We start from the raw sequence: 23,506 nt of genomic DNA, 5'->3' as shown, positions 1-23,506 counted from the left end.
TGCACCTCGTTGACCCGAAGGAGGCATGCTTCTCCGCACCGAGGAGGACCGGACACCGAGGCCAGTGTTGTTGCTGGCCTCGGCTGCGCCTGTCCGGACGGCGTCCTCGGACTGGGCGAGGCGGCCGCCGGTTGGCCATCGCGTCCACTGCCCCGGCTGTTTCCTGCACTGCTGCGATTGGGTGTTCGTCTGTCGTCATGCCCAGGGCGACGCAGATCGCTTACTGCCGGGCCGCGGCCTGTTCGTCAGGGGCGGTCACGGTGGCGGCTTTGCCGTCCTGCAGTTGCTGAAGGCGCTTGAGCGTTGCGGCGAGGATGGCCTGTGTGCCCGAGGGGTCGCCTGCGGTGCCGCCTTCGATCCGTACCCGGATGTTGACCTTGCCCGAGCGGACGTACCCATAGACGGAGTCGTCGCTGAGACCGGGGTTGATGACCAGTGTGTTTTCGTCGCCCACCGGCTTTTTGGGGTTCTGCTGCTTGTTGGTCTCGGTGCCCTTCCATGTCGTGTACTGGCGGTGGGCGTCGTCGGCCGATTTGAAGAGGCAGATCTCTATGTACGCCATGTCGTTCGTGGAGCCGTTGTACTCGTACGCGGAATCGCCGCCGCGGACCCATCCCGCCGGCGCGGACTCGGCCTCCTTCGTGCCGTTGCAGTACTGCCCTTCCGTCACCGACTTGTCGCCGTGAAGGGACCAACCGGGAAGGTTCTCGCCGTCGCCGAGCAGGGCCTGCGTGATCTGGGCCTGGGTGAGTTCCTTCGTGATCGGCTTCGGGGCAGGAGCGGAGCCCGGCTCGTCGCCATTGTGCGTGCCGGAGCCGGGAGCTGGCTTGCCGCTACTGGAGGAGCAGGCGGTGAGCGCGGCAATCCCGACAAGGGCAGTAACGAGGGTGACGCGTGCACGTGACATGCACACAGCCTATCCACTGTTGATCATCAAGCTGTGGGGCCTTCTGCCGTCCGGCAAGTCCGCAGAGGGGAACCAATGGTGGCTGAGCGAGGCGAATACAGGGTCCGCTGAGTGCATCCTCCGCCTTCCCACTGCCCGGCCCGGGCGAAGGTGGACGACGTAGGCCCTGCGGCGGTGGCTGAACCGAGCACGTCGGCCGTAGACCCCGGCTCCGCCGAGGACCTCCGAAGCGCAGTCACACGCTCGCCGAGATGGCCTGCTCATGGGCGTGCGCAGCTTCGATGAGGGCGAGTTCGTCGCCCGCACCGCCATTCTGCCCAGCGCTGGCCTGATGAGCCTGCATGATACGAAGGCTGTCCTCAGGTCGTGTACGACGTCCAGGGCGGTTCAGACGGTGTACAGCCTCGGCCTGCTCGACAGCCCTCGGGTCGCATCCGGCGCCGAAGCCTGCCGTCACCGCCCGGCGCGGGCCCGCGCCTCCAGGGCAGAAACCTGCCCCATGAGCGCTCGCGGGACGCCCGGGATAGCGGCGCGGTGCCACGCGATGCCAGCTGCACAGATCAGCGGGCAGCCGTCCCGTGCAGGCAGCTTGAGGAACGGCTCGCCTGCGACCGCGTGGGGTGAACTCCCCAGCCAGGACCGGGTGCTGGCCTGGGCTGCCAAGCCGGCCACGTACTTACATTCGCTCTGTCACTCTATGGTCAGGTTCGTGTGCGGGTGGTTACTCTGACGTGATGGATCACGAGGGGGCGGGGCAGGGGCCGGGGGGTCCGGTGACCAGCCGAGAGCAGGACGCGGTGCGTCTTTTGCTGCTGATCGACGGGGCGTGCGAGCCGCTCACTGAGGCGGAGAAGACCGTGCCCGGCCTGGAGCGGGCGGTGGGCGTGATGCGGACGCAAGTAAAGCTGCAGAAGTTGGACTTCTGGCTGCGCAATCCGGACTACCTAGCCAACGAACTGCTGACTGCGTACGAGACCGAGCGTGAGGAAGCACTGCTGGAACTCGCCGGTCGCATTCTGGACTCCGAGGAGCCGGAGGTGCGGCGCTATCCGATGCTGCGCCACCACTTCGGCGCCTACGAGTGGCTGGACGACGCCCTAGCGGTGCTCCGCAGCGCCGGGCTACTGGTCCGCAAACGGCGGGGCACGGTCAACCGGGTGCGTCAGCACGACTACTTCCTGCTGGAGCATGGCCGCAACGTCGCCCGGGAGATCATCCGCCAGGAACCGGATTTCGGCTACTACGTGGAGCGCGTCGAAGAAGTCCTGCGGCTCGCAGGGGAGAAGAGCGGCAGCGAGCTGAAGAAGCAGCAGTACCTGACCCGGGAGTACGCCGACACGCCGCGGGGGAGCCGGATCGGATCGATCAGCGAGCAGGCGCGCCGCCGGCTGGCGGCGTTCCGGCAACAGCTGCAGGCACAGGGAGCGGGGGGAGCATGAGCACGGTGCAGGAAGAGGCGCTACTGGAGACGCGCATTGCGGACAAGGCGGGCGTGAAGGTCGACGACGTCCGTGACGTGTTCACCGAGTACGGGCTGCCGCTGGTCATCTCTCCGGCACGTCCGCGGTCACTGCGGGTGCATCGGCTGCGGGTGGCCGGCGAGCGTACGGGCGACGTCGAGCCGGGCCCGTTCGACAAAACCCTGTCCTTCTCTGCAGGTCTGACAGCGCTGGTCGCCTCCAATTTCCGGGGCAAGACGTCGGTGCTGGAACTGCTGACGTGGTGTCTGCGCGGCACGCCGCGCAGTGAGATGCAAAGCCGTGTTCGCAGCTGGCTGCACCACGTCGACCTGGACGCGACCGTCGCGGGAGAGCCCATGGCGTTCCGCCTGGATCTCACCGACGGCGAGATCACTGCGGCCGTCGTCCTGACCGGCAGTGACACGGCCGCACTGGCCGGCGTACGCGGCCCCGCCCCGGACCGGGGAATCACCGTACTGCTGCGAGCCTCCAGCACCGACAGCTACGCGGAGCAGATCGCCGGCCTGATGCTGGGGCGGATGGATCTGCAGCCCCTGGTCAACAGCTTCAAGGAGACCAGCACCCAGACCCACGGGTGGCCCGCGTACTTCGGGGCGGTCTACCTGCCGGCCGGCGGCGACAAGGCGCTGCTGGGCGAGGTCACCTCCAACGGGCTGCCGGGCCGTCTGCTGCAGGTCTTCCTGGACCTGCCCGCGGCCGCCGCCCTCACCCGCGTCAAGACCGTGCACGACGTGCGTCTCGCCGAGGACAAGGCACGCCGCGCGGTAGCGGCCGCCGAAGCAGTGCAACGCGCATCCGAACGCGAACGCCTGGAAACCGAGCTCGCCCAACTCCGCGACGCACTGGCGGCCCTGCTGCCCGGGGACGGCGCGGACGCTTCCCTGACCGACCTGGCCCACGACGCGGTACAGCTCGCCCGGGCGCTGGCCGACGCGCAGGACGCGTGGGACGAGGCCTTGCGCGTCTTCCGCCAGGCGCGCACCGAACGCCAGCAGGCCACCAAGCTCCTCACCGACGTCACCGAAAGCGCCACCGCCCGCCTGCTCTTCCACGGTCTGAACCCGACTAGCTGCCCCCGCTGCGACCAGCAGATCGACGACGCGCGCCGCCAGCAGGAGCGGCACGCCCACACCTGTGCGGTGTGCGCGCGAGAGGTGACCGGAGACGACGAAGACCCGCAGGAAATCACCGCCGAGGCACAGCAGCGGTTGGAGACGAGTACCGCCGCCGAAGCGGCAGCCAAGCAGGCTCTGGAGCAGGCCGAGACCACCGTCGATGGCCTGACACGCCAACTGGAAGGTGCCCAGGAACAGCTGCGACGTGCCCAGTCCGCCGCCGACCTGCCCGTTCGCCTCGCCCTACAGGAGAACGTGCTGCGGCTGGAAGGCGCACTCAGCGTGTTCCGCGAGCCCGAGGAACCGGCCCCCGACGAAACCGAGGCCAAGGCCATCAAGGTCTTGGCGGCCGCCGCCGACCTGCTGGAAAAGGACAGCAAGACGGCCGCCGAGGCGCTGTTCAAAGAGGTCAACGAAGAGACTGCAGAGCTGGCGACTCTGTTCGGGGTTCCCTCCCTGCAGTCGGTGTCGATCGACCGCGGCGCCCGCCTGAAGATCTTCCCCGTCGGTAGCAAGCAGGAATGGTTCAAGGACCAGACCGCCGGCGCACGCCTGCGGCTGCGCATCGCCGTCGCCATCGCCCTGCTCAGGGTCGGCCAGGCAAACGGCGTGTCCACCCACCCCGGCCTGCTGCTGATCGACAGCCCCAAGTCCGAGGAGATGCAGTCCGCCGACGCCCATAAGCTCTTCAAGGAACTGGCCACCGTCGCAGCCGAAAGCGACCTTCAGGTAGTCATCACCACCGCGGACTTCGACCTGGCCCGCGCCGCGCTGCCCACCGACAGCCTCCGGCAGGCCAACCCCGGCGCTTCCCTATGGTGATGCCGCACCCGATAGCACTCAGCAAAGGACGGCTGCCGTGCCGCAACTCGCCGACCGGCTGACCGAACTGGCCGCAGACGGCCAGCCCATCACCTTCCCTGCCCTCGGCCTCGCCCCCGACACCGTCGCCAGCCAGGCCGGCGACGTGGCCGCCGGCCCCTTCGCCCCCTACCTCGCCGAAGCCGTCGCCGACGCATACAACCGCAGCGACACCCAATGGCAGCCCGCAGCCACCGCATTCCCCACAGGACTCGCCGCACAGCGCAGCGTCCTGCACCTCACCGCATCCATGGACGCCCTGCTCCACAGCCCCGCGGCCGCCAAGGCACTGGGCAAGCCCCTGACCGCAGCCCTGCTGGACGGACTGCCGGACCGCATCGAGGCCGCACCTCTCCTGGCCGCCGCCCGCCTCGAAGGCGCCGTACGCCTGGCGGTCGCCGAAGCAGTCACCCCCTTCAAACTGTGGCAGACGCTCGAGGACGTGCCGACCGACGGCCCCGAAGACTTCCTCGAACGCCTGCCCCGCCTCCTCGGCCTCACCCTCGACCGCTGGGCCGACGAGGACACCATCGCCGACACGGTACGCACCCTGTTGCAGCAGCTCACCCACGACGAGGCCACCGACGTGGACGCGATGTTCGAACTCGGCTGCGACCTGCTGCGCCGCGCCCTGTCCTCCCAGGACATCGGCATCGTCACCACCCACCTCGTCCAGGCCCGCCAGCAGTTCGAGACCGCCGCCCAGGCCGAGGAAGCCCGCCACGACGCCCTCACCTACGCGGCAGTCTGCGACGCCATCCTCGCCTTCGGCCGGGCAGACACAGCAGCCATCAACCACGCCGCCGACCAGATCGCCGACACCCTGGACCAGAGCCAGGCCTGGCTCCACCGCACCCACCAGCCCGAATGGCTCCAGCCGCGCCGCTCAGCAGAAGTCGCCTGGCACCACCTCATCCTCCAGCTACGCGCCGCGGCCACCACGCTCCAACAGGATGCCTGGATGGACGCCTGGCAAGCCCTGGACACCGTCCTCGCCGCCTACACCGCCGCCCGCACCGTCTGCCCCTGGGCAGGCGACACCGACCAGGGCCTGGCCCTGCTGGTCCAGCCCGCCATCGAAGACGGCTTCCTGCGCCAGCAGGCCTTCCTAGCACAACTGCGCCGCGCCACCCAGGAAACAGACCAGCACGCCGCCCGCAGCTTCGATGCCGCAACTGCCAGGGCCCTGCTCAGTGCGATCGAAAGCGCAGCCCAGCGCGAGTCGAGCTCCGCCAGCTCCTCCGCTGCCACCGACGACGGCAGTGATGACGATGACCCCGGCGGAGCGGCGCTTGCCCGCGTGCAGCGTCTGGCACCAACCCTGCTGCTCCAGCTCAAAGACCAAGCTCTGAACATCGCCAGCACACTAGATGACCAGCAACTTCTTGTACTGGAAGGCCTTGCTCACGACAGTGACGTCGCCCGGCTCAAAGCCACCGACCCGCTCATCGTGCCCACACTCGACCGGCTCGTGACCGAGCTGTCCGCCCACCCCGCGTTCATCGGGGAAGTCCGCCAGACCTTCTCCGTGTTGGTCGAGCAGACGCTCCTCTTCCTCAAGAGCCGCTCCGACCTCACCCGCACCAACCTCGTCGGCCCCGCCAAAAAGGGTGAGCCCCCCTCCTTCGACTACCGGCGCAAACCCGAGGAAGCGCGCAAGCCCGTCGAAGCCGACCTGCAGCGCGACTTCCATCAGTGGCTCCAAAAAGGCCCCCTGCACAACGTCGTCCTTGTCGAACCCGTCGACGTGGGCATGGGCCGCGCTGACGTCATGGCGCACTTCGGCTCCCTGCGCTACCTCACCGAGGTCAAACAGGACGCCACCGATAACGATCACCAGTACCTCGAAAGCCGCTACCTTGCCCAAGCCGCCGAATACAGCAACACCAATGCCCCCTTTGGACAACTCCTCGTCCTGGACCTCACACCGAAGGACGACACACAAGGCAACCTGCGCGTTGATGAGGTCGCCTGGACCACCACCCACCGGCCTCGCGGGGCAACAACAGACCGTGCAGTCGTCGCCGGCATCGTCGCCGGCAACCGCACCACGCCCTCTGCCTACTCCCGCAAGTAAGCCGAGGCATCCAGCTCGCACCCACTGACCTTGACCAGGAAGGCCGCTCGGCCGTCCGCGCGGTGCCGCGTGGGGAACGCCGTCGAGGGACAGGCCGGCTCGGACCCCTGGATACGGGACGCGCTCGCCACCTGCTCTGGTGGACCACTATGACGACTTTGCAAAGGGACAGAACCCATATGGCTGGCAAGAAGATGATCGTTGGCGTTGTGATTGCGCTGGGGGCGGTCGGCGCCTGCACGGCTCACCGGTCCACCCCCGCCAACAGCAAGCCCCCGGTCAGCAGCCGACGCCCGGCCGCGAGTAAGCACGCGGCTGTGCAAGCGAGACCGAAGGCGAGTAAGTCGCCGAGCACACCGCCCGTGAGAACCGACCTGCGCTTCAGCGGAGACATCAAGGGAACCGCTCGCGGGGCACTGAAGGTACTCCACGGCAAGAGCGGGGCCCACTACGACTACACCGTGCCCGATGGCGCCACGCAGTGCGTGATGCCCGCTGGTGACGGCGCCTGGGAGGCGCAGTTCACCGTGCGCATGAACGGCATCGACTGGGAGATCTCCATCGGAAACGGTGCCTCCTTCGGGTCTCCGAAGCCGGGCAAGCACATTGCGGTGTACGACGCCGATACGAATGGCGAGTCGAACGTGCTGACCTTCGACGTTGCCTCGGACAAGGCTCCGAGCAGCGTCGTGCTCGGCAACGGGCTTGGGAAGTTCCAGTACGTCTACTACCTCCCTGACGACCACAACAAGGGCAAGGCGTTGGTCACGGTCGACCACGGACTGACATCCGGCACGCTGGACGCCTGGCTTGCACCTTGGCAGCAGGAGAACGACCAGGAGAAGCCGCTGTTCCACATCACCGGCCGCTGGGCCTGCAACGGTTAGGGGCTATTGCGAAATTGCTGGTCACAGCCACTCGTCGAGGACTGCGATCTGCTACCGGCCGCCGAACCGGTAGAGGGCCCTGCCCTCTACGGAGAGGGCGCTTGCCGAGTTCCCGCAGGTTGGCGGCGCGTCGAGACGCGTGGCGTTGCGTAGAGGCCGAAGTCGGCAAGCTTCTGTATGACGACGGGCTAGGTTCTGAGTATGTCTGGAGAGCCCAGTTCCTCACCCTCGATGCCAGAAGCGGATCAGTCGACTTCCCGGGCCAGTTGGGTGGACGACTTCATCGCGGCCACACCTGTCAACCCGCCGTTGGCGGGCTCCTTCGACAAGCTGCTGCGCGAGATCCAGCCGCGGCAGGGGAGCTGGCGCCAGCCGGGTGTGGCCCAGGAGCGGCTGTACGACTCGAACAGGACGGTTGAACTGCCGGGCAGCGAGATATATTTCCCGCTGATCGCCAACGGCCTGGACTACCTGGTCAGCGTGGTCGAGCACTTGCAGACAGGCAGCGATCGAGTCAGTGCCCGGGACTTGAAGTACGCCGTTCTCCACCTGGCGGCCGGCAGCGAAGTCCTTCTGAAAGCCAGGCTCCAGCGTGAGTATTGGGCACTCGTCTTCACGGACCCTGCCAAGGCCAAGCGATCTCAGCTGGAGGACGGCAGTCTGAACAGCTGCACGCCTGCTCAGGCCATCCAGCGGCTGCGAGACTTCGCCCAGGTCGGCATCAGCGTCCAGCAAGCTACAGCCCTCGAAGAATTGGCCAAGGTTCGGAACAAGCTGCAGCACTATGGACTGACTGGGACGGACGCTAAAGCCCTGGCGGTGGAGAGCAAGGCCGCGGAGGTCCTTGACTTCCTGGTTGCGTTTCTCGACGAGGAACTGCTGCCCGAGCTGGACGAGCCGGAACGTGAAAGCACCCGAACAGACATGGAGCGTGTCCGCAGCGGTCTGACGGGGATCCAGGGCTTCGTGAAGAAGCGAAGGCAGCGGCTGAGGTCCGTGCTCGACGCACATCGTGATCACACGCTGGAGTGTCCGGGCTGCCACCAGTGGGCTCTGATTGCCCGGCCCGCGGATGCTGACAGGGATCCGGTCGTCCTCTGCCTGTTCTGCGGTAGGACAGGCGGCCCGGCACCCGGCCCCTGGTACGGCGTGGAGCTCCTGGGGCGCGACCCCGACTTCTATCCGGACCAGTACGGCCGGAGAGCGGCCGAGCGGTGCCCTGTCTGCGGGGAGGAAGACCTGGTCCAGGGAGCCAACACCGCTGCCGCGCCCGATACGCCCATCGACTTCTGCTTCTCCTGCGCCACTGTGGTTCCCGGCATTCAGAAGTGCGGCCGTTGCGGGCGGTTGTACCAGCAACAGGATGGCATGGAGACCTGTGCCGCCTGCCCGGCCCACATCAGCTGACGCACACGGACGCCTCAGCAAGCCGGCGACGGGCTCAGCACCATCCCATCGGATTCGTGCGGCACAGATGGCTTTGAGTAGCCGGGCAGGCCTCGTGCGACCCGCTTTCCCCCGTAGCGGCGTGGGGTGTCGGCGAGGCGCCCGGAGCCGATGAGACTGTTCAGTGGCCTGCGCGGCCAGTCAGCCCCTGGTTCGAATGCGCATCCGCTCGGACCGGGCCCCGGCCGTGGGCTGCCACAGGTCCGTGTCAATCAGGTCGCCGAGCCCGGCAGGCCCCCGGTGCGCGCAGCCGGGCTGGAGGCGACATCAAACGTTAGGCGGACATAGCCTGGTCAAGGTCGCTGACCAGGTCCTTTGCGTCCTCAAGTCCGACGGAGAGCCGCAGAAGATCGTCGTCCGGCTTCGCGGAGTTCTCGACGGGGCGGTGGGTAATCGCGGCCGGATGCTGGATGAGGGACTGCACACCCCCCAGCGACACGGCGTGTGTGATCAGCCGCACGGAGTGTGCCACGCGGGTTGCGGCTTCGTAGCCGCCGCGCATCCCGAAGGCGATCATTGAACCGGGGCCCGCCATCTGTCGGCCTGCGCCGACCAGCCCCTGCGGATCACGTCCGGGCAGTCCCGGATAGAGAACCCGCGAGACCCCGGCGTGCGCGGCCAGCCAGTGGGCGACCAGCCGTGCGCTCTCCTGCTGTGCGCGGACCCTGACCGGCATGGTCTGCAGGCCACGGTGAAGCATGTACGCCTCGTCCGGGCTGAGGATGTTGCCGGCGAGCGCCCGCTCGGCGCGAAGCTTCGCCGCCCATTCCTGGGTCGTGGAGATCACGCCGCCGAGAGCATCTCCGTGCCCGCCGATGAACTTCGTGGCGGAGGTGACCACCAGGGCAACACCGTGCCGGGCCGGGGTCTGCAGCACAGACGTCGCAAACGTGTTGTCGACCGCGACCGGTACCCCGTCGGCCTGCCGGACGAGCTCTTCCAGATCGATGAGGTCCAGGGAAGGATTGGCCGGGGTCTCGACGAAGACCAGGCCGCTGTCGGGTCGCAGCGCGCTGTGCACCGTTGCCGGCGTAGACCAGGTGACCTCGATCCCGTGCGGGCCTCGAGCGAGCGTGTGATCGGTACCTCCGTAGAGGGGCCGAACAGCGACGATATGCCGCTTGCCGCTGTCCGCCACGATCTTGAACAGGGTGTTCACCGCGGCCATTCCGGTGGAGAAGGCGGCGGCGTCCTCCATCCCATCCAGGGCAGCCACTGCCTCTTCGAATCGTGCCGCGTTCGGCCCCCACAGGCGCCGGTAGACCGCGACCTGGCCGTCCGCGAGCGCGAGTCCAGCCCCAAGGCTGTCGTAGGAGTCTCCGCCGACGTCGATGTCCGGGAGCGGGGTGAACGCGTCGCGGTGGATGGGCGGTACGCCCACGCCGAGCTCGCGCAGGCGGCGGCGGCCGGCGTGGACGGCGAGCGTGTCAGCCGACATGCGCTCCCCCTTGCCCGGGGGCCGCTCGATAGGGGTGGTGGGGGGTGTGCCGGTCTGCTGGGGAATGTGCTGGTCCATGACGTGACTCCTTAGGTGTAGTAAATGTCGTTCCGGCCCTGGGGAGGAGCACGGAAGGACCTCCTTGCGCGCCGCACCGCACTCAGCAACAGACTTTCGGCCCGTTCACGAAAGGTGTTGTTGCAGGTCAGAGACTGATCGTTGCCGGTCCGCTATTTCGCTACGACGGTCCCGCAACGCCCGGTCGCGTGCGCGCAACGAGGTTGCTACGTTCGACAACGTGACCCGCGTAATGCTGGACGTCAGCGATATCAGCGACGCTCAGCAGCTGATCCGTTACGCGTTGGCTGCCGAGCTGGACTTGCTGGCCGAAGATCACCAGATCACCCAGGTGGCTGTGGCCCGTGCCCTTGGCAAGGACCGGTCCTACCTCACGCACGCCCTCGAGGGACACCCGAAGAATCTCAGCAGCGAGCAGCTGAGAGACCTCGATGAGACGTTCGTAGCTCTGGCCCCGGCCGTGGGCGAAACCGGCGGACTCAGTTCGCTGAACATGCGACTGCGAGGGCTGTCGGACAGCACCTTGTATGTGTCAATGACGACCACCCTCAACGCCTCGTAGCCCGCACCGGGACGCAGCAGGAAGAGCCCGCGATCGTCGTCGAGGCCACCACGGCCATCACCGCCGAATGGCACGGGCCACGACGCCGGCCAGCGCAGCGAGCGCGCTCATCACGGCAGCGCCCACGCTCAGGGGTTGAGCGAGAGCCGGATGCTCGCGCGCGAGGTAGACGGCCGCACCGGTGATCAGCAGCCCCACCACCAAGGTGAGGAGCAGGACCATCAGGCGCAGTTCCCGGTGCTCGCCGTCCTGCGGGCGGGACGCGTCCGTGTCCGTGGTCATCAGCAGTTCCTTTTCACATCGGGCACCAGCGGCGTCCGCGCACACGCGGGGGCCGCGGCATGCAGCTGGGCAACGGCATCTGTGGCTGCTGCGCGACGGCACAACTACGCCGAACAGTCGCCACTTCTCCGCCACTTTGCAGAACGTGCGCCAAAACGACCGGACGAAGGTGGGGGGTCTCCAAAACACGGTCCGCACCTGGTGGTGGGCCGGTACCGTCACGCCATGGCCTCCCGCAAGCCGCCCAGCGCCGCTGACCAGCAGCTCATCGACCACGCGACGCGTCACGGCTTCACCGTCACCGTCAAGCGGCTCGCGGTCTGGCGGCGGGCCGGACTCCTGCCAGGCAACGTCCCCGGTGGAGGCCTCGGTCGGGGACGCGGCAGCACCTCGGCGCCGCCGCGCGAGAGCTTCGACCTGGTGCTCGGCCTCGCCCGCCTCGCCGGTCGGGGCAAGCGGCCGACAGACCTGGCGCTGCTGGCCTTCGCTGAGGGCCTCCCGGTACCCGAGCCGGCGGTACGTGCCGCGTTCCGTGCCTCCGTGGACGCCGTCGCTCTTCCCGGGGAGAACGACGTTCCCGGCGACGGCCTCGGCCTGGACGAGCGGCTGGACCAGATCTCCAACCAGCTCGCCGACCGCGGCCAGAGCGGCACCCTCGTCCCGGCCCGGGTCCGCCGTATCGACGGGCGCATCGCCCGCGCCCTCGGTCAACTCCCGCCTGAGCTTGCGGATCTGGAGCGGAACGCCGAACCGGAGCGGCTCACGCCGCAGGACGCCACGCTAACCGCCGTGACCGCCTCCCTCGGCGGGCCCGTCCCCCTCCAGGACATCGGAGCCCTGCTGCGCGTCATGAGCCCGGGCATGCCCGCCAACCCGTTCGCCTCGCTCGTCGAGACCACGTGGGAAGACGTCCCCGAGGCCGCGTCCAAGGTCCTCGCGGACGATGGGTCTCTGTCCTTCCTTCCTGACGGCGACCTCCGTGATGCCCTGCGGGACCTGGCCGACACGGCGCCGCTGGAAGACCTTGCGGCCGGGTGGCGTACGGCGGCCCAGGTGCGGGAGTGGGCATTGGACCTGTGCCGGCGAGTGGAAGGCGAGTTGGAAGCCAGGCAACTCGGCGAGGCCGCCGAGGAGTGGCTGCACGGCAGGATGTTGCCGTGCGGGCTCTCTGTCATCGAGACCCTGCGCGAGCGCCGGGCGCCGTCGAAGGGCGCCTTCTCGGCACTGATGTGGCTGTTCCAGTGCCAGATGTACGTAAAGCTCGACCGTCTGGCCCCCGGGTGCCAGTGGCACGTCCTCCAGATCCCCGGTGTGCTGCCACCGCCCGTCCGCGACCTGATCCTCACCAAAGTCGTCGGGCCGGAAGCGGCTACGACCGCGGAGGCCGCCGGCTGAACCGGGCGAAGCCGAGCGACGGCTCGCCGCGCCTCTGCAGGACACCGTGTGCTGCGTCGGGCTCGGCTGGGTGGCGTGTCGGCGTCGCCTGCGAGGCGCGGTTCGATAGCGTTGGTCTCCGACAGGCCAGGGACGGTCTGGAGGCGAGCGGTCCGCCCGGGCGGAGGCGCTGAGACCTCAAGGGTGGGATGCCCGGTCCTTCAAGAACGTTTTTGGTATCCGTGCATGCTCTCTTCTCCACGGCTGCCGCCCGGGGGCAGTTGGAGCAGGAGCACTGTGCCGCACACGACCGACAAGCGGATCAGGAAGGAAGTCGGACACCTTCTGTACCTGCCCGAGGCGGGACCGCTCCAGGTGACCGGCAACCGCCCCACTCTGGATCCGAAGGACCGCGGGCAAATGGCCTTCCAGGCCCTCCTTTTCGAGTGCCTGATGAGCAACCGCGAGCACCCACATCCCCTTGAGCAGCCAGGGAAGACCGCGATGGCCGGCATCAGCGGCTATCTGAACTCCATCTGCCACCAGCCGTGCCACCTGGAAATTCACACCAACACGGCATGCCGCATTGCCAGCCGCCTTCTGCCCTTCCGCCACGAAGACCACGGCCTGTGCGGCATTCCTGGTCTGCGGCCGATCAGCCTCACCCGCCGACGGGTACGCCTGATCCACCTGCCCACTGGGGGTCGCCTCGATCTTGTCGACTCCTGCCGCTGGCACGGCACGGACATCATGCGACTGCTCTTCCGGCAGGAAACCGACTGGCATCAGCGCGACGGACGCTCACCTCTGTGGAGTCAGCCGCACCTCACCGACGAGGAGGGGGCACACCGCAAATGTTGGGCGTTCACTTCCAGTACGCCGCTGCGCAGCGCTCTCCTGATGCGTGCCATGCCGTTGTGGTACCGCTTCGACCTCGTACCCGCCTGGGTCACAGGCCACCCCACACGCCCGGACCGGCTCACATGGGACTCCCACTCCGACACCGATCACAGCCGGGTGGTCGACCTGCTGACCCGCTCCGAGGCCCGTATCCCGGAAGCCCGGTATCACCAGAAGACCCCCTGCTCCGGGATCCTTGAGGCTGGCACGGGTAGTGCGCAACTGATCAGCACCTGAGGCGCCATTCCCCCGGGCCGCCGGGGGAGGGCCGACCGTGCGCCGGCCTGAGCATGACCAGCGCAGGCGCGCGGCGACCTGGACATGGAGACGACTGCACGGAGGAATGCGGCCTTTATTACGGCGGAGCTCACAGAAACTCCGTGCGGCCCGCTTCCTGCCGCGCGTACGCTGGCTGTGCCGCAGGCGTGACCACCTCTCCGCCCGGCCAACTCTCGAGGACTTGATGTGAGTACGTCGTTCCCCTTCCTGCAGGACTGGATGAACAACACCCCGCAGGACCACCCGCTGGCCGACCTGATCGCCGAGGCCACCGGGAACAGCCCCGCGGACAGCTTCGCCTCCGTCGTCGTCACGGCCTTCGAGAACATCATCGAGACCCTGGAGAAGGCAGGGCCCGAGCGACGTGGAGGCGTGCGTCGCGACTTCCGCAACGCCCGCACCTTCGACGACGGCCTGATGATCGTGCGGGCCGAGATGGTCGCTGGCGCCAAACTCGCGCGCGCCGGGATCCCGTTCGACTTCGGCCGACGCAACGGCGCCACCGATCCGGATCTGGTGCTGCGCGAGATGAACCTGGGTATCGAGGTCAAGGCCCGCCGCCTGAACGGCCTGCGAGACCTGCACGACGAACTCCAAGCCGCCCTCGCCGACATCGACCCGCCGGTTCTCGTAGGTCTTATCCCCGACTCCCAGCCGCTCATCATCAAGCCCGGCAAACGGGCCGAGGTGGTCGCAGAGACACTCCAGCGGGTGCGCAGCAGGGACTTTGGCACCCGGGTCTCAGTCATAGACCAGCCCTGGTCGGCCCGCACGCGTCTCCTGCTCAACGTCGGGATCCACCAGGCCGACTACCTGCCGAACGGCTCGTTGGTCACCGTCATGAACGGCTTCTGGGGCAGCGAGCCGGGCCACCACCTGACGGACGTGGAGGACGAGGTGCGGTTCGTCCTGCAGGACGACCAGAAGATCCGGCAGGCCGAGTCCATGCCGACGATCCTCCTGGTTGACGCGGCTCGCACCGGCTCCGCCTATATCCGCTCGCCGAAGATCTGGGCGCGGCGCCTGGAGATGCTGCTGCCCGACTCCACCCCGTTCGTCGGCGCCGCCGTGATGATCCCGACGCTCGACGACCCCGATGTGGGCATCTCCCTGGGCGTGCGCGCGAACCTGTCCGATCGGGACCGCGCCGCCGTGGACGAACTGACCCGCCGCCTCGGACTCACCGTCGTGTGACACAACCGACGGCCACCGGTGGCGTGTAACCGAGCCGGGCCAGCAGATCGGGAGGCGTTCCTTGGGGCCGTCAGGCCGGGGGCATGCCGTTCTCGAGGTAGAGGATGGTCTGCTGTGCGCGGGCGTGGGCGCTGTGGTGGACGCGGCGGGCGAGGAGAGGAATGAGACGGTCGGCGATGTGGGGGAGGGAGACGAACTCGTAGCCGCGGAGTTCTTCGGGCTGGAATTGGACGGCGGCGAGTTACTCGCTGGTGAGGTGTCCGCCGTCGTAGATGAAGACGAGGCCTTCGCTGCGGTCGGGCCGGGAAGGTGTCCAGTCGACGGCGAGGAGCCGGCCGGGCGGTAGGTCGAGGCCGAGTTCCTCTTTGATTTCGCGGTGGGCGCTGGCGCGGGGGGATTCGTCGGCTTCGACGGCTCCGCAGGGGATCTCCCCGGGGTCTTTGTAGACGGGGTCGACAAGCAAGACGCGGTCCTGGTCGTCGAAGAAGAGAACGCCGGCAGCGACGCGCTTTCGGGGTAGCGCGCGATCGTAGTCGGACGTGGGAGTGGGCATGCGGTGACGCTAGCCATGGCCTGGCGATCTAAGCGGCGGCTCAGGTGTAGATCTGGGCAAGCGTGGCGGTGACGGCGACGGCCAGTGAGACCACCGTGGCGAAGACTGCAGCAGCCCGTGTCAGGGCGGTCGGGTAGGTGGCGCCGTCGAGACGGGCGAGCTTGCCGGCGATGGCGGCGGCCAGCAGTGCCATCACCATGACCAGTGCGGCAGTGAGCAGGACAAGGGCAAGATTGGGCACGACGACTCCCTGGAGCGATCGGGTGTTGACATGACCGAAGGTCTCGGAATCGGTGTTCGCCGTGGTGCGCCCGTACGAAGATGAACAGTGGTGAACACATCACGGGAAGCGGAGCGTGTGAGCGGCGGGCAGGAAGAGCGTGCGGCGGCGTTATCCGAGCTGCGGGCCAGGATGGAAGATGCCCTTGCTCGTCAGGGGCTGAACAAGACGATGCTGGTTGCTCGCACGGGGCTTGGCCGTACGACGGTTTCGGAAGCCTTCAAACCTGACGGTCCGGTGCCGTCGGCAGCGACTGTTGCCGCGTTGTCCCGTGCGCTGCGGCTCCCGGAGTTGGAACTGCTGGAGCTGCGCAGGGCCTCCGCCGGAGCGGCTGCTGTGGCCGTCGGTCGCACGCCGGGCCCGGGCAAACCGATCGGGCAGTGGGATCCGCACGATCTCGAGGTCCACCCGGCCGGAGCGGTCCTCGCGGGCCGACGCATGCTGCCTGGCTATGTCAGGAGGATTCATGACCAGGCGCTCGTGGAGGCGGTGCGCGATGTCCTGCGGGACCGCAGCCGGCTGGCGATCCTCGTCGGCAATTCCTCAACGGGCAAGACCCGGTCCTGCTGGGAGGCCGTGCAGCCTCTCGCCGAGCAGGGGTGGATGCTGTGGCATCCCTTCGACCCCACGAGGGCTGATGCCGCGCTGGAGGACCTGGTTCGCGTGCAGCCGCGCACAGTGGTCTGGCTGAACGATGCCCAGCACTACCTCGGCGACGCCCGGCTGGGCGAGCAGATCGCCGCTGCGGTGCACGCCTTGATCACCGACTCCCTGCGGGGGCCGGTCCTGGTCCTGGGAACGCTGTGGCCCGCGCACGCCGAGCAGTACACCGCTCTCCCTTCCTCGGGAGGCTGGGATCGGCACAGCCGGGCGCGTGAACTCATAGCCGGACGCACCCTTGCGGTCCCGGACAGCTTCGACGCCAAGGCGCTGAAGGCGGCTGTCTCCCTTGCCGAGGGCGGTGACCGCCTACTGGCCGATGCCCTGGCCCGGCGAGGTGCGGACGGCCGAGTGACTCAGGAACTAGCCGGCGCTCCGGAGCTGCTGCGCCGTTACCAGCAAGCCGGACCCCCTGTCAGAGCTGTGCTGGAGGCCGCTATGGACGCACGCCGTCTGGGTGTCGGCCTACACCTGCCAAAGCCTTTCCTCACCGAGGCAGCGATCGATTACCTCAGCGACGACGACCTCGGTGATCTCACCGAGGACTGGGCAGAGGCCGCTTTCGCCGATCTGGCCCGCCCTGTTCACGGCAGACAGGCACCCCTAGGCCGTGCGGTCGTCCGTCCTGAGCGCAGACCTCCCAGCAGCCAGGCACGGGTCACCGCCAGTGGCCCACCTGCGGAAATGCTGTTGCGGCTTGCTGACTACCTTGAACAGCACGGCCGTACGGCTCGCCGCTTCGCGTGCCCGCCTGCTTCTTTCTGGCATGCTGCCCAAGCCCATCTCACCGACCCCGCTGATCTGAACGCACTTGCCGCGGCAGCCTTCGCCCGGTATCGCTTGCAGTGGTCCGATCATCTCCGCCGCCGCGCAGCCGACGCCGGCAGCGCCACTGCCATGCATGTCCTGGCCCTGATGTGTCAAGACAGCGAGGAGCGTGTGGCGCTACTCCAACGTGGCGCTGACGCCGGGAGTACCGAAGCTGTGTGTGACCTCGTCATGCGGAGGGCGAATGACGGTGACCTTGAGGGCGCGGAAGGTCTGGCCCAGCGGTTCGCTGCCACGGCGCCGGCCGGCCTGGAGCTGATGTCGGATGTGTGGAGGGTGGTCGGGGACCCCGATGGGGAGGAACGCATCCTGCGCCAGGCCGCCGACGTCGGCTATGCGCCCGCGCTGTCGAAGCTGGCTTTGCTGCGTGACACTGCGGGAGACCGAAGTGGCGCCGAGGCCTTCGCACGACAAGCAGCTGCTGCCGGTGTAACCAGTGGCCTGCGCTTCCTCGCCATACGACGGCAGAGCGTCGGCGACCGCGATAGCGCACAGATGCTGTACCGTCTGGCAGCCGACGCCGGGGATATCGACGCCCTGTGCGACCTTATGAAGATGCGGGCGAATGCCGGTGACCTTGAGGGTGCCGCAGCGCTGGCCCAGCAAGCCGCAGCCAACGGCCAGTACAAACTGCTGGTCGCTTTGGCTGTGATGCGGGCGAAGGCCGGGGACCGCGACGGCGCCGAGACCTTGTACCGCCAGGCCGCCGATGCTGGAAACCTAGAAGCTCTGCGTTGGCTGGCTGAACAACGCGAGGAGGCCGGCGACCTCGACGCGGCTTTGGCTTTCTACCGTCAGGCAGCGGTCGTCGCCCCGTCCTCCAACGCCCCGCATCGCCTGGTTTCGATGCTGGAGGAGGCGGGCGACCGCTCAGGAGCCGAAGCAGCGGCCCGGCAGGCCGCCGAGGCCGGTGAGCCATCCGCCCTCCGCCTTTTGGCCCGTATGCGGGAGGTAGGCGACGACCGGAATAGTGCAGAAGATCTGCGCCGCCAAGCCGCCGATCACGGGGATCCTCTCGCCCTGGCCCAGCTGGCCCAGATCCACACCGACGCTGGCGACCACGACCGGGCTGAGGCCCTCTATCGGCAGATCGCTGATGCAGGCGAAGCCCACACCTTTTTGCCTGTCTACTCTCCAGCCGGATCCCAGGACGCGGCTGAAGCAGCGGACCAGGACTTTGCCAATGATGTGAAACATTGGGCTGCCCGGTGGCCGTACGGTCTGGATCCGGACGGTAGCCCCTCGCCGCCTTGGGAATGAGGGCGACCACGCCGGGTCGCCCGCTCTGAACAGCTACACGACACTCGACCCGCCCACGCAGTTCACGAGCCCGGCTGAGCTTCATGCGGCCGGGCTCGCTGTATTCGCAGCGGCCCGCGGACCGATCTTCGGCGCGGCGAAAGGTATCGACGACGTTGGAGGACCACTGCCGGGGGGCGCTGTAGAAGGAGGACGGACGCCCTACCACCGGCGCAGCCGCAGTCGCCGACGGTCAGCTTCCGTAAGTGACGAGGAGGATGAAGCCGACGGTGAAGAGCGCGAACACCAGCAGGCAGCCGAGTAGCTGCCGGGCCTGTGCGTCCGCCCGCCGGGCCTCGTGCCGGGCCAGGCCCCGCGCGACGGCCCGCGCTATTTCCTCCTCGTTCACGTCTGCCTACCCCTTCGATCTGGCTCCAATTGGAGCCGTTGCGTTCGAATATCTGCGTGCTGTCCTGCCTGCGCCTGCAGGACCTCACGGGTGCTTTCTCCGGCGCAGGGCTTACCGGTGCCGGGCCGGGGCGTCAGTGTTCGCGGCGCAGTGACACTCGGAGGTTGTCGTTGTCGTCGCGGCTCAGGAAGAGTCCCGCGCCTTTCACGCTGGTCGCGTAGGGCACATTGGCGCCAGTGCCCAGGACCTTCGCCGAGTCCGGGCCGGCGGTGAGGTCGATCTGGGCGACGACCGGGTCGTTCTTGGCGGCCGCCGTGTCCTCCTGGACCGCGCCGTATGCTGTTCCGTCGTCGCGGATGGATGTGATTGCGATCGACTTGCGGTCTCCGTCCGGTGCCAGGCAGATGCCCTTCTTGTGCTGCAGATCGAAGACGACGGGCCCGGCAGCGAGATAGCGGCCATCGGGCGAGGCGACCATGCCGTACTCACGGTTCGATGCGTAGTTGCCCGCATTAATGTTGTTGTTCAGGTCGTAGCCGCAGGTCATGGATGCCTGAAGACGTCCTGTGCCCAGATCGTGCACTGACCACACCGGATCGGCGGCAGTGCCGTCCTCCTTGTCCGGGGTCTGCCAGCCGGCGAGCACGTGGCCGTCGATGACGCCATAGGCCAGCCCGTTGAAGGGAGCGAGATCGCCGGTCCGCTCGGTACCGCTCGGGCGTACGGAGTCGCTGAACCAGTGGCCCGCCAGGCCAAACCCTCCGTTGTCCACACCAACCAAGGGGCCATCCGGGGTGGCCGCGATGACACGGCCCCCCGCACAGTCGGCCTGACCGCACGGGGACAGCAGGTCATCGGGATGGTCGTAGGCGGTGCTCTGACCCGTCACCACATCCACCGCAAACGAACGTGCCGGGTACAGGCCCGAGTCGACCATATTGCCCAGGCCGACCAGCACCCGGCCACCGTACGGAGAGACCCGCACCGCGGGCTCCCCCTTTACCGGCAGATCGATCTGCCGTAGCGGCTTCACCGACGCGCCTGTGGCGTCGGCGGAATACACCGCCAGACTGACCACCGCGGTGCCCTTGTGCAGGGCGTCCTTGCCGCGCAAACCGTGGGCGTACGCGATGATGTACTCGCGTCCGTCCTGCTCGACGGCCATCACGTCGGGGATCTCTGCTGCCTCTCCTTCCGCCGGGTCACCGGCTGCGCCTTCCAGCGGCGTCGGCGGATTCCACGGGGCCGACGTCCAGCGAACCCGGCCGGTGTCGGCGGCCCGCGCCTGGATGGTGTAGCCGTTGGAGGCAACGTGCATCAGGGCGACCTCGCCCGCGCGGGGCGCCACCGTCACCGGCAGGGTCTTCACCGACCCGGGCACCCAGTTCAGCGTCTCGTCCCATCCCTTGCTCGCATCGTAGGCGGCTGGCACGCTCAGCTTGGCGAGCGGCTTGGCCTGGTGGAAGGGGTCCAGAGCGCCGTTCTTGCCGCTCCCGTGGGTGCCGCCATTCCCACTGTCACAGCCCGCCACCGAGACGGCCAGCAGCAGAACCGTTCCCGCGACTGCACCCGCACGCATACCGTGTGCTTCCCCTCTGCCACCGTGACGGTCTCTCCGACCGTCGGTGATCAATCGATCGCCGACGGTACCAGGGGCCAGGCGCAGATCCGTTGCTGCGCAGGGGAGTTGGCTGTTTCTCAGCCCCGGGGCTCCATGCCCGGGACCCTGGCCTTGCGCCCCCGACAGAACTTCCTCCGGACCGTTGCCGCAGGCGCTGTGCGACACCTTGCCGTAAGTGCAGTATCTTTTGTTGCGGGGAGTCGAGCTCGTGAAGGGCTTCTGTCCGTGTGCCCGCGCGCTGCACGCCATGGAGGCCATCGCCGGCATCACGGTTGAGTTCAGGCTCCGCTGGGTCGGTGGTGCCGGTTGTCCGTGCCATCCATCCTTGTCGGATACCTCGAGGGAGTGACGGGCGTTGATCCATTTCGAGCGGCGGGGTCTGGTGCGGACTCGGGAGTTGTTGGCCCGGGATATGGGGATGTCGATGGGGACGTTCCGGAACAAGAGGCCGTACACGGCACCGGGTTTCCCGGCGCCGGTGAGCTCGGCGGGTGCGCGGGTGCTGCTGTGGGACGGAGAGCAGACCGCGGCCTTCCTCGCCGGCGAGCAGGTTCCCGCGCTTCCGGCCGCCGGAGGCGCCGGGGACCTCCTGGACCGGCAGGAAGCCGCCGCCGAACTGCAGGTGACGCCCAGGACCTGGGACGGCTACAAGACGGACCCCCGTATCGCGCCGCACGTGGTTGAGGTGTGTGGGGTGGAGCACTGGCCGCGGGGCGTTATCGACGCCTTCCGGGACACGCGTCCCGGCAAGGAGGGCGCGGCCGGCAGGCCGAAGGGAAGCGTCAACGCGGTGCCGAGCGGCGAGCTCCGCGGCAGGGTGGCGGCCCTCCTGGATACGTTGCCGGCGGTCACGATTGCCGAGGTCTGCGATGCGCTTGGCGTGGCGCCGGCCACAGCCCAACGGGTACTGGCCCAGCTGCGTGGGGAGCGCATCGCCCGTCTCCTGGAGGCGGAGCCGGGGCTTTCGTTCACGCAGGCCGCGGACCGGCTCGGCTACCCGGCCGCGGTGCGGAGAGCTGCCCGCGGTGTCGTCGGGAATGCTGACAGGGTGAAGGGGGACTGAGGTGCGCACGGTTGTCGCAGTGGATGAGTGGGACGCGCATTACGCGGCCGGTCGGAGGTTCCGCCCCGTCACCAGCGAAGAAGAGGCGGCCTTTGAGCGAAACGTCGGTGCAGGTGACGGGCTGACAGCTCTCGATGTCGGCTGCGGGACCGGAGGGTTCGCCAAGTACCTCAGCGAGCAGGGTTACACCGTGCTGGGCGTCGACTATGCGGAAACGGCAATTTCATTGGCCAATTCCAAATACCGGGAAACCCCTGGACTCTCATTCCAGCACTGGAACGCCGAGGGTCGCAAATGGGAAAAACTCCCCGCCTATGACCTGATTTCAAGCCGTCTCAGCTATGCATTCATTCAGGAAAAGGCGGAATTCCTGAAGAATGTCAGGGATCATCTTTCGCCCGGAGGCGTTTTCCATGTAATGACACCCCATGCCGACCGGCTCCCGCCTCCACGGCGCGGTATCGGAGTGACAGCGGAAGAAGTCGAAGAGCTGCGTCACGGGTGGACTGTGGTCAAGGAATACGACCTGGACTCACAGCATGTCTGCTACACCCTGACTCTCTGATATTCCAGGGAGTTACGATTCAGGCGGGCGTTCGGTCAGGGCATGGTGTTGCCTCGTGGGACCGGACGCCAGTGACGGCCGGCAGCGGGCCGCTAACCCCTTCGCCACCCACCCGGCGAGCCGGCCGTCACCCCACACCCAACGACTGGTGCCCCGAACACCACACCCCCAGCAGGGGCGTGGTGTTCGGGGCACCAGTCGTCTGAGGCGCAGCCGGGCCGCGCGCGTCGAGGCCCAGTCATTGATCGAGTGGTCGGGCGCGGCCGGGCGGGGCGCTGCGCGCCCCTGTGCCGCCCGTGGGGCGGCTCCGCTGCGCTCCGCCGCCCCACGGGGCCGCGTGCCGGGCCGTCGCTCCGCGACAGCCCGGCCGGGCGCTCCGCGCCCTCACGCGCTGCGGGTCATGACAGCCGGTCGCAGGGTGCGCTCCGCGCCCCCAGCTCCCTCGCTCCGCGCTGTCATGACCCTTGCCCTGACGCTGCGCGCCAGGGGCCACGGCACGGGCACGCAGCGCCCCGCCCAGCCGCGCCCGACCCCCCGGCCGTCACGCTGGGTGACGGCCGGGGGCGTTCACTGTGCGTTACGGGGTCCGGCTCAGTGGCCGTCCTCCCCGGGACGGCACGGGGTGCACTTCATGGCGTCCTTCTCCCACAGCGGCCAGTCGACCGCGAAGCCGTTCGCCTCGATGATCTTGGCCGTGTTGAAGACGGAGCCGTCGCCCTTGCGCTCCACCTCGGGGATGTGGTCGAGGAAGCCCCCGTCCATGTGGGCCGCGCAGAACTCGCGGTAGTTCTTGGTGTCCAGGATGAACACGTGGACGCCGTGGTCCACCAGCTCACCCGGACCCATGCCGAGACCGCGCCCACGCATCTCCATGGCCGTGATCAGGTAGGCAACCGCCTGCCCGAAGATCCGCTCGGCCATGACGATGTCGAACGGGTAGTCCCGCATGAGGAGGGCGATTTCCTTCGCCCAGACCTCCGGCGAAACGAACGACTTGGGGTCGCGCGTCTCAACCTGAATTTCGGTTCCCATTCTTTGGGTTCCTTCCGTTGGTGTATTTTCGTGGTGTCCGGGGCCGCTAACCCCTGACAAGAAATAAGATACAGCACTTCAATCACGAAGGCCAGGGGATTAACTGCCAAGGGTTCGCCTATTTTCTGACGAGGACTCAGAAAGCGCGATCCTCGCGCCTGTTGGCGCCTCTCAGGAATTCGCGGAGCGAATTCCGTCAGGTCGAATCGCGGAGCGATTCGAGCCACCGTCACGGAGTGACGGTCTATCAATTCCCTTGCGGAGCAAGGGAATTCCGGCGCGTAGCCCGAACCCGTCGGCCTCCACGACGTCTCCGAAGTCCAAGTCCCCGACCCCGTCCGCGACCGCCACGCCCAATCCCGGCCCGAGCCTCTC

General features: G+C 67.9%; 20 protein-coding genes. 12 read left to right on the top strand and 8 right to left on the bottom strand.

Translation table 11 applies throughout. The features are described from left to right. Window positions 1-220: 220 nt before the first annotated feature. On the bottom strand, window positions 221-907 hold the full coding sequence (locus tag ACWC5O_RS38875; RefSeq protein ID WP_450591307.1) for a hypothetical protein: 687 nt from the start codon (window positions 905-907) through the stop codon (window positions 221-223). Between the two features lie 734 nt (window positions 908-1,641). Here ACWC5O_RS38875 and ACWC5O_RS38870 point away from each other — a divergent pair. The 5 genes from ACWC5O_RS38870 to ACWC5O_RS38850 all read left to right on the top strand — a co-directional run bounded on the left by ACWC5O_RS38870 (window position 1,642) and on the right by ACWC5O_RS38850 (window position 8,735). Continuing rightward, window positions 1,642-2,346, top strand: coding sequence for a hypothetical protein (locus ACWC5O_RS38870; RefSeq protein ID WP_450591305.1), 705 nt, complete (start codon window positions 1,642-1,644; stop codon window positions 2,344-2,346). Continuing rightward, window positions 2,343-4,325, top strand: coding sequence for a hypothetical protein (locus ACWC5O_RS38865; RefSeq protein ID WP_450591303.1), 1,983 nt, complete (start codon window positions 2,343-2,345; stop codon window positions 4,323-4,325). The genes ACWC5O_RS38870 and ACWC5O_RS38865 overlap by 4 nt, the downstream gene beginning before the upstream one ends. A 37-nt stretch (window positions 4,326-4,362) precedes the next feature. Then, window positions 4,363-6,441: a hypothetical protein gene (locus ACWC5O_RS38860; RefSeq protein ID WP_450591302.1), complete on the top strand. Its 2,079-nt coding sequence runs from the start codon at window positions 4,363-4,365 to the stop codon at window positions 6,439-6,441. Between the two features lie 179 nt (window positions 6,442-6,620). Then, window positions 6,621-7,328 carry a hypothetical protein gene (locus ACWC5O_RS38855; protein ID WP_450591300.1) on the top strand — a complete coding sequence of 236 codons (708 nt, stop codon included), beginning with the start codon at window positions 6,621-6,623 and terminating at the stop codon, window positions 7,326-7,328. A 270-nt stretch (window positions 7,329-7,598) separates the two neighbouring features. Continuing rightward, window positions 7,599-8,735, top strand: coding sequence for a hypothetical protein (locus tag ACWC5O_RS38850; protein WP_450591299.1), 1,137 nt, complete (start codon window positions 7,599-7,601; stop codon window positions 8,733-8,735). Window positions 8,736-9,048: 313 nt separating this feature from the next. On the opposite strand, the gene ACWC5O_RS38845 is transcribed toward ACWC5O_RS38850, so the two are convergent. After that, window positions 9,049-10,290 (bottom strand): trans-sulfuration enzyme family protein, encoded by a 1,242-nt coding sequence (locus ACWC5O_RS38845; RefSeq protein WP_450781179.1) that lies wholly within the window; start codon window positions 10,288-10,290, stop codon window positions 9,049-9,051. 220 nt (window positions 10,291-10,510) lie between these two features. Here ACWC5O_RS38845 and ACWC5O_RS38840 point away from each other — a divergent pair, with 220 nt between their 5' ends. Further along, the gene (locus ACWC5O_RS38840) at window positions 10,511-10,852 is read left to right on the top strand and encodes a hypothetical protein (protein WP_450591297.1); all 342 of its coding nucleotides are present in this window, start codon (window positions 10,511-10,513) and stop codon (window positions 10,850-10,852) included. Between the two features lie 57 nt (window positions 10,853-10,909). On the opposite strand, the gene ACWC5O_RS38835 is transcribed toward ACWC5O_RS38840, so the two are convergent. Next, a complete protein-coding gene (locus tag ACWC5O_RS38835; protein ID WP_450591296.1) occupies window positions 10,910-11,134 on the bottom strand; it encodes a hypothetical protein in 225 nt (74 codons plus the stop codon). Window positions 11,135-11,359: 225 nt separating this feature from the next. Here ACWC5O_RS38835 and ACWC5O_RS38830 point away from each other — a divergent pair, with 225 nt between their 5' ends. The 3 genes from ACWC5O_RS38830 to ACWC5O_RS38820 all read left to right on the top strand — a co-directional run bounded on the left by ACWC5O_RS38830 (window position 11,360) and on the right by ACWC5O_RS38820 (window position 14,881). Next, window positions 11,360-12,529 carry a hypothetical protein gene (locus tag ACWC5O_RS38830; protein WP_450591295.1) on the top strand — a complete coding sequence of 390 codons (1,170 nt, stop codon included), beginning with the start codon at window positions 11,360-11,362 and terminating at the stop codon, window positions 12,527-12,529. A 276-nt stretch (window positions 12,530-12,805) separates the two neighbouring features. Then, window positions 12,806-13,645 carry a hypothetical protein gene (locus ACWC5O_RS38825; RefSeq protein WP_450591294.1) on the top strand — a complete coding sequence of 280 codons (840 nt, stop codon included), beginning with the start codon at window positions 12,806-12,808 and terminating at the stop codon, window positions 13,643-13,645. Between the two features lie 228 nt (window positions 13,646-13,873). After that, window positions 13,874-14,881, top strand: coding sequence for a hypothetical protein (locus ACWC5O_RS38820; protein WP_450591293.1), 1,008 nt, complete (start codon window positions 13,874-13,876; stop codon window positions 14,879-14,881). A gap of 241 nt (window positions 14,882-15,122) precedes the next feature. Here the strand turns inward: ACWC5O_RS38820 and ACWC5O_RS38815 are convergent, their stop codons facing one another. Both ACWC5O_RS38815 and ACWC5O_RS38810 read right to left on the bottom strand, forming a co-directional pair. After that, window positions 15,123-15,434 carry an NUDIX domain-containing protein gene (locus ACWC5O_RS38815; RefSeq protein WP_450591292.1) on the bottom strand — a complete coding sequence of 104 codons (312 nt, stop codon included), beginning with the start codon at window positions 15,432-15,434 and terminating at the stop codon, window positions 15,123-15,125. Window positions 15,435-15,474: 40 nt separating this feature from the next. Beyond that, entirely contained in the window at window positions 15,475-15,675 is a 201-nt protein-coding gene (locus ACWC5O_RS38810; protein WP_450591291.1) for a hypothetical protein, read from the bottom strand. 117 nt (window positions 15,676-15,792) lie between these two features. Here ACWC5O_RS38810 and ACWC5O_RS38805 point away from each other — a divergent pair, with 117 nt between their 5' ends. Continuing rightward, window positions 15,793-18,462, top strand: a complete 2,670-nt coding sequence (locus ACWC5O_RS38805) for a tetratricopeptide repeat protein (RefSeq protein ID WP_450591289.1) — start codon at window positions 15,793-15,795, stop codon at window positions 18,460-18,462. A gap of 232 nt (window positions 18,463-18,694) precedes the next feature. Here ACWC5O_RS38805 and ACWC5O_RS38800 read toward each other — a convergent pair whose 3' ends face one another. Next, on the bottom strand, window positions 18,695-18,850 hold the full coding sequence (locus ACWC5O_RS38800; RefSeq protein ID WP_450591287.1) for a hypothetical protein: 156 nt from the start codon (window positions 18,848-18,850) through the stop codon (window positions 18,695-18,697). Window positions 18,851-18,983: 133 nt separating this feature from the next. Beyond that, on the bottom strand, window positions 18,984-20,429 hold the full coding sequence (locus ACWC5O_RS38795) for a hypothetical protein (RefSeq protein WP_450591286.1): 1,446 nt from the start codon (window positions 20,427-20,429) through the stop codon (window positions 18,984-18,986). 397 nt (window positions 20,430-20,826) lie between these two features. Here ACWC5O_RS38795 and ACWC5O_RS38790 point away from each other — a divergent pair, with 397 nt between their 5' ends. Continuing rightward, entirely contained in the window at window positions 20,827-21,534 is a 708-nt protein-coding gene (locus tag ACWC5O_RS38790; RefSeq protein ID WP_450591285.1) for a hypothetical protein, read from the top strand. 1 nt (window position 21,535) lies between these two features. After that, complete coding sequence (locus ACWC5O_RS38785; RefSeq protein WP_450591283.1) at window positions 21,536-22,099, top strand: class I SAM-dependent methyltransferase; 564 nt, start codon at window positions 21,536-21,538, stop codon at window positions 22,097-22,099. Window positions 22,100-22,690: 591 nt separating this feature from the next. On the opposite strand, the gene ACWC5O_RS38780 is transcribed toward ACWC5O_RS38785, so the two are convergent. After that, window positions 22,691-23,131, bottom strand: coding sequence for a glycine-rich domain-containing protein (locus tag ACWC5O_RS38780; protein WP_450591282.1), 441 nt, complete (start codon window positions 23,129-23,131; stop codon window positions 22,691-22,693). Window positions 23,132-23,506: the final 375 nt, after the last annotated feature.

The organism is Streptomyces sp. NPDC001450 (assembly GCF_053597295.1).
This window is presented reverse-complemented; position numbering and strand designations above follow the sequence as displayed.